We start from the raw sequence: 12,424 nt of genomic DNA on the forward strand, positions 1-12,424 counted from the left end.
GGAAAGTCCAAGTCATTCCTGACCCGGCGGACACTGGTCGGCGCCATGGCCTGGTCGGCGTTGGTGCCGGGCCGAGGGAGCGCATCGCCGGTGGCCCAGCGCGTCGCCGCATTGGACTGGGCCATCGCCGAGACCCTTTTCGCCCTCGGAGAACCGCCGATCGCGCTGGTGGCGGCGAGCGACTGGGATCGCTTCGTGGTCGAGCCACGGTTGCCGGCCGGCACGGTCGATATCGGCATCCAGCAAGAGGTCAATTTCGAGCTTCTCGCCACGCTGCGCCCCGATCTGATCCTGACCTCGCCGTTTTCGCAAGATCAGGAGCCGGCGCTCGCCCGCATCGGGCCGGTTCGCCGTTTCATCGTGTTCGAGCCGACCGAGACGCCGCTCGAGCGCCCCCGCGCCTTGACCCGCGAACTCGGTGCTCTGCTCAAAGCGGAACGACAAGCGGAAGCCCTCATCGCGCATACCGACGCGCAGCTGGCGGCTTGCCGTGCACGTCTGGCACGTCTGCGGCCGCCCCCCGTTCTGCTCGTCGGCTTCCTCGATGCGCGGCATGTACGCGCCTATGGCGGCGTCGGCCTCTACCAGAATGTCCTCGACACGCTGGGGCTCCAGAACGCGTGGACCAAGCCTTCGAACGCCTGGGGCTTCGCGACGACGGGGATAGAAGGTCTCGCCACCGAAAGGGATGTGCGCCTCGTCGCGTTCCAGCCCGTCCCGCCGGACGCGCTGCCGACACTCGCCCAGAGCCCTCTCTGGCGGGAGCTGCCGTTCGTCAAGGCAGGCCATATGTCGATATTGCCGCCGGTGCTCATGTTCGGCGCGCTGCCGGCCGCCCTGCGCTTCGCACGCCTGATCACGAGCGAACTGGAGCGCGTCGCGGGGTGACGGACGGAAAGGAGAAGCTCGGCCCGGCGCCGCTGGCTCTCGTCCTCGCGCTGATCGCCGGGGCGCTGGTGCTCGCGGTCGTCCATGAGCCGCTGATGGCGCTATTGCGCACGCCCCGCGATGCGGGGGGCTACGATGCCGGCAGGATGGTCTTCCTCTACGCGACGCTGCCGCGGCTCGCCATGGCGGTGCTGTGCGGCGCCGGGCTCGCGGTGGCCGGCGCCATCATGCAGTTCGTGCTGCGCAACCCCCTCGCTTCGCCGACGACGCTCGGCGTCGAGGCAGGCGCGCGCGTGGCTCTGGCGATCGCAACGGTCGCGGCGCCCGGCCTTCTGGGTCTTGGCCGGGACCTTGTCGCGATCTCCGGCAGCGCGATCACCACCGGTCTCGTCTTCCTGCTCGTGCGGCGCCGCGGCTTCGAACCGGTCGCGACGGTCATCGCCGGTCTGATCGTCGGATTGTTCTGCGGTGCGCTGGCGGCGTTGCTGGGCCTCGTCGAGGCGCGGCAAATGACCGCCGTGTTCCTCTGGGGCAGCGGGTCTTTGAGCCAGCAGAGCTGGGTCCCGTTCTCGGGATTGGCGCTGCGCTTGGGGGTGGCGCTGCTCGCCCTGCTGCCGCTCCTGCGTGCCCTCGCCGTTCTCCAGCTGGGCGATGACGGCGCGCGCGGCCTCGGTCTGTCCGTGACACGGTTGCGTGTCGTCGCGATCGCCATCGCCTCGACGATGACGGCCTTCGTCGTGAGCATGGTCGGAGTGATCGGCTTTGTCGGGCTCGTCGCACCGGCCCTCGCACGGCTGGCGGGCGCACGTCGGCTCGGCGAGCAACTGGCCTGGTCCGCTCTGCTCGGCGCGCTGATCCTGCTCATCACCGATGCGGCCGTGCAGCTCTTCGCCGGCCAGCTCTCTGAATTTCTGCCGACCGGGGCGGTCACGGCCGTTCTCGGCTCGCCATTGCTGCTCTTTCTCGTTCGTCGGATGAAGCCGTCGGTGCCGCCCTCCGTCGCCGCACCGCCCGGCTGGAATGATCCGCCGGCGGCGCGGGCGCCTGTCGTTCTGGCGGGGCTGGGGCTTCTGGTCGTCGTCGCCTTGCTCGTCGGGCGTGGTCCCACCGGTGACTGGTCGCTGCCCTTTGGGTCGTGGAGCGCGGTCGCGGTCTGGCGGCTTCCGCGGATCCTGGCGAGCGCCGCCGCCGGAGCCTTGCTGGCTCTGTCCGGCGTGGTCCTGCAGCGCCTGACGCGCAACGAATTGGCCAGCCCCGAGGTGCTCGGCGTTTCGGCGGGCGCACTCCTCGCGGTGGCGCTGAGCCTGTTGATCTTCGGGCAACTCGGCGCGGCGGGCGACGCCGTGACGGCCGTCTGCGGCGGCATGGTGGTCCTGCTGCTGATCCTGGCCCTCGGCCGACGCAGCGGATTTGCCCCCGACCACATGCTCCTCGCCGGGATCGCGGTCAGTGCGCTCGCCGACGCGCTGGTGGGCGTCTTGACGGCCGTCGGCGACCCGCGTGCGATGCGGCTGCTGGGCTGGATGTCGGGTTCCGTCGCCGGCGTCTCGCTCCAGGCTGCTGTGCTGACGATGCTGGCCGCGCTGGTGGCGCTGATCGCGGCGCTCGTCCTGCGCCGCTGGCTGGAGATTCTGCCGCTGGGGTCGGAGGCTGCCCGGGCGCTCGGCGTCAATCTGCCATGGGCGCGCCTGTCGTTGTTGCTGCTGGCCGCACTGACGAGCACGGCCGCGATGCCGATCCTCGGGCCGGTGACCTTTATCGGGCTGGTGGCCCCGCACATCGTCATGACGCTGGGCCTGCGGCAGTCGCGATCGGTGCTCTATGCTGCGGCGGGGACGGGTGCCGCGATCATGGTCGGCGCGGACTGGCTGGCACGGACCGTCAGCTTTCCGCTGCAATTGCCGACCGGGCTCGTGGCCGCGCTGTTGGGGGCGCCGGCGCTGATGCTGTTGTTGAACAGGAGGGGGCGGCGTTCATGAACCGAGCGGCGGCCGGAATGACCCTCGACGGCCTGCAATTCGCGGTCGCGGGCACGACACTTCTGCATCCCTTGACGCTCGAGATCGGCAGCCAGGGCGTGACCGGCATCATCGGCCAGAACGGCTCCGGAAAATCCACGCTGCTTCGGCTCATCGCCCGCCAGCAGCCACCGAGCGGAGGCACGATCCGGTATGACGGGCGCGACGTCGGCGATTGGCCGGACCGGGCCTTCGCTCGTGCCGTCGGCTACCTGCCGCAACAGCTGCCGATCACGGCGCGGCTGACGGTCCGCGAGCTCGTGGCGTTTGGGCGCTATCCCTGGCACGGCGCTTTCCGGCGCTTTGGCGAGGGCGATGCGGTGAAGGTCGAGGAGGCGCTTCGTCTCACAGGGATGGCCGGTCTGGCGGATCGGTTCCTGGAGACCCTCTCGGGCGGCGAGCGCCAACGCGCCTGGCTCGCCATGCTCGTGGCGCAGGAAGCGCGGCTGCTGCTGCTCGACGAACCGATCGCGGCGCTCGACGTGGGTCATCAGATCGAGGTTCTCGGTCTGCTCAGGCAGCTCAGCGAGACGCATCGCGTGGCGAGCGTGGTCGTGATCCACGAGATCAACATGGCGGCCCGCTTCTGCGATCGGATCATCGCCCTGCGTGCGGGGCGTCTCGTCGCCGACGCGACGCCGGACGAGGTGCTGGCGCCGGATCACCTCAATGCGATTTATGGCATACCCATGGGCGTCGCACCTCTTCCGGAGGGAGGGGGCCGATTTGCCTTCCCGATCTGACGACGCGTCAACGAGTCCGTGGGCGGCGCGACTGCTCTTGAGGCACCGGATAAGGTTCCGCGAGGCCAGTTCGAAACTGTTGTATCAGCGGTCACTGAACATTTATGCATTGGCGAACTCAAGAAATTACTACTCTATGGGAGGGGTAAATTGAGTAATTTTAATGATCTTGTAAAATACCTGACTCAATCAGTGGACGATTCAGCGTTTTGGACGAGCGTAATGGCGGGTCTGCTTGTTATGTTCGTGGATTTCGTGCTTCTAGTTATTGGTGTTAGTTTGGCCGTGAGCTGGTGGCAAAAGCGGCAATGGGAAAGAACACGCAAGAGTTTAGCTTATATACTATTAAATTCGACTGGCAGTGTGATGCAGAATTTTCGAGCGTGTTTATTTGAAAAAGACGAAATGATTCTTTTGAATGCTGCAATAGAATTGCATCTTCAGCGACTTGAGCTGTCATTGAGTAATATTAATGAGCAAATGACTGTTCATTTGCCGGCGGCTTTACCCCCTCTTACGGAAAAATTATCGACTATAACTCGCGATATTTCCGTTTTGCGAGAGAGTGTATTGGCTATGCGTCTTTATCTCGGGCGACTTAAGTGGAAAATAGAACTATATGATGGGAAAGGCGAACAAAATAAAAGAATTGATCCCGAACAATTTATCTACGATGAGGATGGAGCTGTGCATTTAAGGCCAGGAACAGCGCGTAGCGATGAAAATTTTTTCTTCCTGTTTACTACTCAAATGACGTACTCGACGCTAGAACTCAATAAGAAAGTTGTGAAGTTCTTTTCATTGTATTCGAATGGTGGCCGACGATATTCGACTGAACAAAAAATGGCTAAAATAACTTTAGCATATCTTGAAGAAGAGCGTCATAAAGCAATTGTCGAAGCTTCAAAAATGAAAGCTGAAGGTCTAAATCTTCTTTTATATGCACCAATAGATGAAGAGTTAAATGAGCGATAGAATTTTGTGAGTAGGAGATGATGCTTGAATATGAGTTTACAGTATGTACAAGTGCAACTGTATACTATGCATAATTGCATGATTCTGTGTCGATATGACGCCAACGTGAGTGCTGACCAAACAACGGATCCGCACCTAAGAGCCATTCAGAGGTGAGGTGTCTATATGGGCGCATTGGATGCAAGTGCGAATGGCCGACGTGAAACTCTGCAAGAAAAACGTGGCCGTCTGAAGCTGCAGGCGACGTTACACAATTCATTTGCACGCCCAAACCCTCGGGCGTTGGTTGACGAATTGCATAATCTCCCGACGCTGTTCGAAGCGCAAGTTGCCCGAACACCCGACGCCGTCGCCCTGACGTCGGCCGGCGCCGCCGTGCGCTACGCCGAGCTCGACGAGCAAGCCAACCGCCTGGCTTGGCGGCTCATCGCAAGGGGGCTCGGTCCGGAAAGCGTGGTCGCCCTGCTCCTCGACCGGACCCCGCCGCTGGTCGCCGCGATCCTCGCCGTGCTCAAGGCCGGCGCGGCCTACCTGCCGATCGACCCCGCGACGCCGGACGAACGCGTGGCGTTCGTCATCGAGGACAGCGCGCCCGGGGTGGTGCTCACGCTCGCCAGCCTTGCGGGACGCCTGCCCTCGCACGTCGACCGCATCGTCCTGGACGACCCCGCGGACGATCGCGCGCCCGCTGCCCGGCGGGTTGCCGCACCGCGAGACGACGATCGCAACGGACGGCTGAGACCGGACAACATCGCCTATATTATCTACACGTCGGGCAGCACCGGGCGCCCCAAGGGCGTCGCGATCAGTCACCGGAATGTCGTCCGGCTGCTCGCCACGGCCGACGCCCACTACGACTTCGGACCAAACGACTCCTGGCCGTTGTTCCACTCCTACGCCTTCGACGTGTCGGTTTGGGAGATGTGGGGCGCGCTGCTCCGGGGCGGCCGGCTGGTGATGGTGGATGCGCGCGTCGCTCGCGCGCCGCAGGAACTGAGAGCCCTGTTCGCCAGGGAGAGGATCACGGTCCTCAACATGACGCCGTCGGCCTTCTATCAGCTGGTTCAGGTCGAGACGGAGTCGTTCGCCGACGCCCCGCCGTTGGCGATACACACGGTGATCCTCGCCGGCGAAGCACTGGACGTCCAACGGCTCGTCGGCTGGCAGGCGCGCTACGATCCGCAGTCGCAATGCGTGGCGAACATGTATGGGACGACGGAAACGACCGTCCATGCCACCTTTGCGCGGGTCGCGCGCGTCTCGCCCGGCAGCGACGACCGTCTCATCGGCTGCGCGCTTGCCGATTTGACGGCCCTCGTCCTTGACGAGAGGCTGCGGCCCTGCCCGCCGGGCACCGTTGGCGACCTCTATCTGGCCGGCCCCGGTCTCGCGCGGGGCTACAGAGGGCGCCCGGGGCTCACGGCCTCCCGCTTCCTCGCCAATCCGTTCGGCCGGGGCGGAGAGCGGATGTATCGAACCGGCGATCTCGCGGCCCGGCGCGCAGATGGCGAGCTTCTCTTCCGGGGCAGAGCCGACGAGCAGGTCAAGGTTCGTGGCTATCGGATCGAGCCGGGCGAAATCGAGGCGGCCTTGCTCGGGTTTCCGACCATCGCGCAAGCCGCAGTCATCGCCCGCGAGGACGTGCCCGGCGACCGGCGTCTGGTGGCCTATGTCGTTCCGGCACGGGACCCGAGCGGCGCGCCCGGTGTTGTCGACACCGCCGCCTTGCGCGCGCACCTCGGCCGCTCTCTCCCGGACTATATGCTGCCGAGCTCCTATGTCGGCCTGGACGCTTTGCCTCTGACGGTGAACGGCAAGCTGGACAGGCGTGCCCTGCCGGTCCCTCGATCGAGCGGCACCGAGGCGAACTACCGCGCTCCGGTCTCGCCCGAGGAGATTCTGGTCTGTCGCCTCGTCGCCGATCTGCTCGGGGTCGAGCGGGCGGGTATCGCCGACAACTTCTTCCATCTCGGCGGCGATTCGTTGCTGGCTGCCCGCCTCGTCGCGCGGATCCGCGTCCACGGCGGGCGGGACGTTCCGGCCTTCGCCGTGCTGGATGCGCCGACGCTCGGTGACCTCGCCGCGTGTCTCGAAGGTGGGTCACCCGCCGGCGACGGGTCGTCCTTCGATATCTTGCTGCCCCTGAGGCGGACCGGCAGCCTGCCGCCGCTGTTTTGCATGCATCCTGTCGGCGGCCTCTGCTGGCCCTACGCGGCGCTGCTTCCGTTTCTTCCCGAGGCCCAGCCGATTTACGGCCTTCAGGGTCCGGGATGGCGGGACGGCGACAGACTGCCCGCGACGATCGATGCGCTGATCGAGGCGTGTTCCGACGCCCTGACGCGGGTGGCGCCGAGCGGCCCCGTCCGTCTGCTCGGGTGGTCGTTCGGCGGCATCCTCGCTCACCTCCTCGCGACGCGGCTGCAGCGCCGAGGCCGGGAAGTCGATCGGTTGATCATGCTGGACGCCTATCCGCCGGCGGCCGATCATCGGGGCTACGAGCCCCGCAGCGATGCGCTGTGGCGCGACATGGCGATCAATCTCGATCTCGCCATTCCATCCGACATGGCGGGACAACGCTTCGATGGTGCGGCCATGCTGGATCTCGCTCGTGCGCAATCGCATGTGCTCGGCAGCTTCTCGCTCGACGAGGTTCACCGCTTTGCCGACGTCATGGCGAACAACAGCCGCCTCTTGGAGCGGGTCCGGTTCGAGACTTTCGCCGGCCCGATCACTTTCGTTTCCGCCGGCCGTCGGGCGCCGGGCTTCGACCGGGAGCGGATGAACCCGGACGGCTGGCGTAGCTTCTCGACGGGCGAGCTCGTCTCGAGCACCGTCGATTCCACCCACAACGAGATGCTGAGCACCGCTTCGTTGAAGCAGATGCCGTGTCTTCAGGCGTTGAACGATGTGCCCGTTCCGCCGTCCGATCACTTCGCCGAGGGGAGCGACAATGCCAGTGCCGTCTGAGTTCACCGAGCAGGCCGTGCGAGAGCGCTCGCCCGAGGGAACCGGCCTCTATGCGGACTTTCTCGACAACGACGATCTGGGGCGATCCCTGTTCGCGGCCAATCCCTGGCTGGCGGCGCCGGACAACGACAAGCCGTTGCCCTGGGACGGCGAGCGATACTGGAAGACCACGGTCGCCCGGAAGCACCTCTATTGGAGCGCGATCGCTCTGCCGGAGCCGACCAAGGACATCCGACGGATGCGTCGCGACCTCCTGGAGTGGGGCTACTGCCTCATCGAGGATGCGATGTCGGACACCCAGTGTGCGACGCTCTACAAGCGGCTGGTGGAGCAGGCGGCCGGCGAGCGGCAAGCCGGCGTGGCGCTCGGCTCGCCCTACGGGCAGTACGTGAACGCCCTCGTGAACAAAGGCGACTGCTTCGCGCGCTGCATCGAGCAGGATCCGGAGGTGGTGCAGGCCGGCCCGGTCATCGAGCAGCTCGCGGACGAGGCGCTCGGCAAGGGCTGGATCTGTCACTCCTTCCTCGCGATCAGCGCCGACCCCGACCGCTATCCGCAGCGCGTCCACATGGACCAGGGATCGCTCATGCCCTGGATCCCCGCGGAGGCGCCGATGCTCCTCAACACGATGTACATTCTCGAGGACGTCGGCGAGCACAACGGCGGAACGCTGCTCATCCCCGGGTCGCACAAGACCATGGCGGAAGGGCGCCGAACCGGCGTCGTTGGCGCGCTGCCCCCCATGGTCCATCTCGAGGCGAGGGCCGGGACGATCATGGTCTTCGACGGTCGCCTGCTCCACGCAACCGGCGTCAATCGAACCGACAAGCAGCGTTTTGTCGCGATCATGGCCTTCATCAAGCCGTGGATGCGCCAGCAGGAAAACTGGGTGCTCACCGTCAAGCCGGAAATTCTGCGCTGGGCGAGCCCGAAGCTGCTTCATCGCATGGGTTTTCAGGCGATGTTCAGCGGCGGGACGGTCGAGGGGTGGGGGATCAACTACGTGAACGGCCAGCTCGGCGATCCGATGGCGCGCATCACGGCCTTTCGGGAGGCGATCGACGCCGGACGCTATCAACGCGTCGGCGTGTTGGCGCCGGGTACGCCCGCCGCGGATCCGGCACACGACTACACTTTGCGGTCTGTCATTTCCATGGCGAAAGATGCCATGGGCGACGCGTGGGAGGCGTAGCGCACGGCGTTGTATGCAAGGGGCCGACGATGGAGACTGCGCTTCTCTTCCTCGTGTTCAACCGTCCACGTCAAACCGCCGCGGTCTTCGAGGCGATCCGTCAGGTCCGCCCGTCGAAGCTCTATGTCGCGGCCGACGGTCCCCGCGAGAACCGGCCAGAGGACGTCGAGTTGTGCGCCACCGTCAGGCGGATTGCGACGGCGATCGACTGGCCTTGCGACCTCCACACCCTGTTGCGGCCGACGAATCTCGGCTGCCGCGCCGCCGTCACCGATGCGCTCGACTGGTTCTTCGGTCTCGAGCCGGAAGGGCTCGTTCTCGAGGACGATTGCCTGCCCGACCCGTCCTTCTTCCCCTACGCGAGCGAGCTTCTCGAGCGCTATCGTCACGACCGGCGCATCATGTGCATTGCGGGTGCGAAGCCGGTCGACGCCGCGCCGGACGGTGCCGCGAGCTACTTTCTGTCGATCTACACGATGTGTTGGGGGTGGGCGACTTGGCGGCGCGCCTGGATGCTCAACGATCCCTCTCTCGCTGGTCTCGATGATTTCCTCGCCCGTCCCGCCTTTCCGGGGCAGGCCCGGTCGGCCGCGGCGTCCCGGCGTTGGGAAGAGCGGTTCAGGCAGGTGCGGGACCATGGTCTCGACTCGTGGGCGACCGTGTGGACCTTCGCGTGTTGGGCGAATGGCGGGCTGACCTGCGTGCCCCGTTCCAATTTGATCAAGAATATCGGCTTCGGGTTAGAGGCCACGCATTTGCGAGACGCGGCGTCGAACTTTGCCGACATGCGCCGCGAGTCGCTGGAATTTCCCTTGCGGCATCCGAGCGTGATCGCGCCGGACGGCCGCTACGACGAAGAGGTCTCGTCGGTCTTCTACCAGATCGGGGCGGACGATCTCGAAAGCGTCGACGTGGCGCTGGCTCGGAATTTGGCGATGAGGGAAGCCGATGCGCAACACCGACACGACTGAGTTGGCGGACGCGGGCCGTGACCCCTTCCGGGCTTACCTGGAATGCGGCTTCGATTCGGTGGAGGGTTGGCCGGGCACCAAGGAATCCGTCCTGTTCCTGGAAGTGCTCAAGGAGTGGTTCCGGCCGCATGGGGAGCGCGGCGGCGCTCTGGAAATCGGCGTCCATCACGCGAAATACCTGATCGCGCTGCACAACCTTCTCGCGCCGTGCCAGTCGCTCGGGATCGACCTCTTCGAGGACCAGGCCCGGAATATCGACTTCTCGGGCATGGGTGGGGCCGACGGGCCCCCGTCCATCGAGACATGCCACAGGCATATATTCGCCTTCGCCGCGCATCCCGAGGCGATCCACCTCATGTCGGCCGACAGTCTGACGCTCGGCCCGCAGGAGATCGCAGAGCTGTTGCGGACCTATCCGCGGTTCGCCGTGACCAGCATCGACGGCGGCCACACCGCGCTCCACCTGTCGGTCGATTTCATGACCGCCAGCCAGCTCACATCACCCTTAGGTGTTATCGCCGTCGATGATCTGTTCCATCCGGACTGGCCGGGCGTCACGGAAGGGATCTTCCGTGTGCTCGACCGGCGGGACTTCCCCTTCGTTCCTCTCTTCATCACGCGCAAGAAGGCCTTCTTCTGCCACGTCAGCGTCCAGACGCAGTTCATGGCCTTCGTCGCCGTAGAGTTCTCTGCACGCTACGCCAGAGACGTTCGGTATGTCGATTTCTTTGGCTGGCGCGTGCCTTCATTCAACTTTGGAAATGAATATTAAACTCATGCCATTCGGCAATGAGAAGACGCTTGGGATACGATAGAGGATAAAGCAAAAATGTTTAGGTGCGGGCTCCGGCCGGGGTTTCATGATGATTTTGAGGTTTTCGCCAGGTCAAAGTCGTTGCCGCGTCAGGATCAACTGGTGGTTGCTGGAGGGCTCTCGAGACTCGGCTCGCCGATCACTGCGATGAATGGGCGGGCCCGCCGATCCTGTACATCGCTTGATTTCCCCGATGGCGAACCGTCGCTTGCGCGGCTATGGTTTCCTTCCCAGTGTTTGGGGGGACAAACCGAAGGATTCGGGCTGAGACGAGCGCCGGGCCATTCTGTCCCAAGGTATCGCAGGGGACGATGAGGAACGAGCGTCTGGACAAGTCGTGCGTGGACAGGCCCGGCTCGAGCGGTCAGATCGTCGATAGTCCCTCGGCGTTGCGCACCGCGACCGACCCTTCCGGCCACGGCGACGTCCCCTTGGTCATGACCGCCCCCGACCTCGACACGCTGCTCGAAGCCCAAGCCGGCGCGACACCCGAGGCGGTCGCCCTGGTCGAGGGCGAGCGTGTGCTGACCTACGCCGAGCTCGATCGGCATGCGGGCCGGTTCGCGGAGCTCCTGCGCCACGCTGGCGCCGGGCCGGAACAGGTGTTCGCGATCCTGTCCCCGGCCACGATCGAGAGCGTCGTCGCGATCCTGGGGGTCCTGAAGGCGGGCGCGGCCTATCTGCCGCTCGAACCGGGCCAGCCCGATGCGCGCCTCGCATCGATGATCGCCAACGCCGGGCCGACCGGCATCGTGGCGGACGAGGCGGCGGCGCGGCGGCTGCCCGAGCCGCTGCGCGCGCGCTGCGTCGCGATGCCGTCGCTGGCGGTCGATCCCCCGGCGGCCGCGCCGACCCCACGACGTCGGTGTTCGCCGGATCGGATCGCCTACCTCATCTACACCTCCGGCAGCACGGGCGATCCGAAAGCCGTCGCGGTCTCGCACCGTGCCGTCATGCACTCGCTTCGCGCGCGCGGCGATCTCTACCCGGAGCCGCCGGGCGTCGTCTGCCTGACCGCGCCGCTCACCTTCGACATCTCGGTCGCCCAGATCTTCGCGACCCTCGGCGGCGCCGGAACCCTGGTGTTGGGCGTCGATCTGGTCGGCTTCCGTGACCTCGCTCCCCGCTGGCGCGATGCGGTGCGGACCGTCATGTTGGCGTCGTCGGCCTATGCCGCCTTGCTCGCCGAACACGATGCGCCCTTCGGTCCCGGCCTGACGCGGGTCATCGTCGGCGGCGACAGCCTGCAGCGGAGCCTCGTCCGGCGGCACCACGAGCGGCGCGCCGAGGTGGCCCTCGTCAACGAGTATGGCCCGACGGAGGCGACGATCTTCGCCACGGCGGGGCTCGTCACGACGGCGGACGAGACACCGCCGATCGGGTCGCCGATCACCGGAACGCGCCTCCATCTTCTCGACGAGCGTCTTACGCCCTGCGGTCCGGGCGAGATCGGCGAACTCTATATCTCCGGCGACAATCTCGCCCGCGGATATTGGAAGCACCCCGGCCTGACGGCGGCACGCTTCGTCGCCAGCCCGTTTCGGCCGGGCGAACGCCTCTATCGCACCGGCGACCTCGCCAGCCGGCTGCCCGATGGGCGCTTCGTGTTCCGAGGGCGCGTCGACGATCAGCTCAAGATTCACGGCATCAGGATCGAGCCCGGCGAGATCGCCGCCGCGCTCCTGCGCGTGCCGGGTGTCGAGCAGGCTGAGGTGCTCGGCCGGTCGGCCGGCGATGGCGAGTTGCGGCTCGTCGCCTACGTCGTGGGGCGCGTGTCCGACGAGGCGGCGTTGCGCCGGGGACTTTGGGCATTGTTGCCGGATTACATGGTGCCGTCGGGGATTGTGGTGCTGGAG

The 12,424-nt window shown here is 65.6% G+C and carries 9 protein-coding genes; all 9 read left to right on the forward strand.

The genetic code is table 11. From position 1 onward, the window contains the following. The first annotated feature begins 90 nt into the window (after window positions 1-90). Window positions 91-888, forward strand: coding sequence for an ABC transporter substrate-binding protein (locus tag JCR33_RS22880; protein ID WP_198884466.1), 798 nt, complete (start codon window positions 91-93; stop codon window positions 886-888). Further along, window positions 885-2,867 carry a Fe(3+)-hydroxamate ABC transporter permease FhuB gene (fhuB, locus tag JCR33_RS22885; RefSeq protein ID WP_198884467.1) on the forward strand — a complete coding sequence of 661 codons (1,983 nt, stop codon included), beginning with the start codon at window positions 885-887 and terminating at the stop codon, window positions 2,865-2,867. Before JCR33_RS22880 ends, fhuB begins: the two co-directional genes overlap by 4 nt. A 17-nt stretch (window positions 2,868-2,884) precedes the next feature. Further along, entirely contained in the window at window positions 2,885-3,649 is a 765-nt protein-coding gene (locus JCR33_RS22890; RefSeq protein WP_211110532.1) for an ABC transporter ATP-binding protein, read from the forward strand. A gap of 18 nt (window positions 3,650-3,667) precedes the next feature. Beyond that, window positions 3,668-4,624 carry a hypothetical protein gene (locus tag JCR33_RS22895; RefSeq protein ID WP_198884469.1) on the forward strand — a complete coding sequence of 319 codons (957 nt, stop codon included), beginning with the start codon at window positions 3,668-3,670 and terminating at the stop codon, window positions 4,622-4,624. Window positions 4,625-4,906: 282 nt separating this feature from the next. Then, window positions 4,907-7,591 carry an amino acid adenylation domain-containing protein gene (locus JCR33_RS22900; protein ID WP_198884470.1) on the forward strand — a complete coding sequence of 895 codons (2,685 nt, stop codon included), beginning with the start codon at window positions 4,907-4,909 and terminating at the stop codon, window positions 7,589-7,591. Next, entirely contained in the window at window positions 7,530-8,783 is a 1,254-nt protein-coding gene (locus JCR33_RS22905; RefSeq protein WP_211110533.1) for a phytanoyl-CoA dioxygenase family protein, read from the forward strand. The genes JCR33_RS22900 and JCR33_RS22905 overlap by 62 nt, the downstream gene beginning before the upstream one ends. A 29-nt stretch (window positions 8,784-8,812) precedes the next feature. Further along, entirely contained in the window at window positions 8,813-9,754 is a 942-nt protein-coding gene (locus JCR33_RS22910) for a hypothetical protein (RefSeq protein WP_198884472.1), read from the forward strand. Further along, a complete protein-coding gene (locus tag JCR33_RS22915) occupies window positions 9,732-10,526 on the forward strand; it encodes a hypothetical protein (protein WP_198884473.1) in 795 nt (264 codons plus the stop codon). The genes JCR33_RS22910 and JCR33_RS22915 overlap by 23 nt, the downstream gene beginning before the upstream one ends. A gap of 383 nt (window positions 10,527-10,909) precedes the next feature. Then, window positions 10,910-12,424, forward strand: a 1,515-nt coding sequence (locus JCR33_RS22920; protein ID WP_198884474.1) for an amino acid adenylation domain-containing protein, incomplete at its 3' end; no start/stop codon positions are given.

The organism is Acuticoccus mangrovi (assembly GCF_016411865.1).
GTDB classification, from domain to species: domain Bacteria; phylum Pseudomonadota; class Alphaproteobacteria; order Rhizobiales; family Amorphaceae; genus Acuticoccus; species Acuticoccus mangrovi.

Bases quoted from the DNA above. Each gene is read 5' to 3' on its own strand.
- JCR33_RS22905 (WP_211110533.1), top strand. From the start codon at position 7,530: ATGTGCCCGTTCCGCCGTCCGATCACTTCGCCGAGGGGAGCGACAATG.
- JCR33_RS22910 (WP_198884472.1), top strand. From the start codon at position 8,813: ATGGAGACTGCGCTTCTCTTCCTCGTGTTCAACCGTCCACGTCAAACC.
- JCR33_RS22915 (WP_198884473.1), top strand. From the start codon at position 9,732: ATGCGCAACACCGACACGACTGAGTTGGCGGACGCGGGCCGTGACCCC.
- JCR33_RS22890 (WP_211110532.1), top strand. From the start codon at position 2,885: ATGACCCTCGACGGCCTGCAATTCGCGGTCGCGGGCACGACACTTCTG.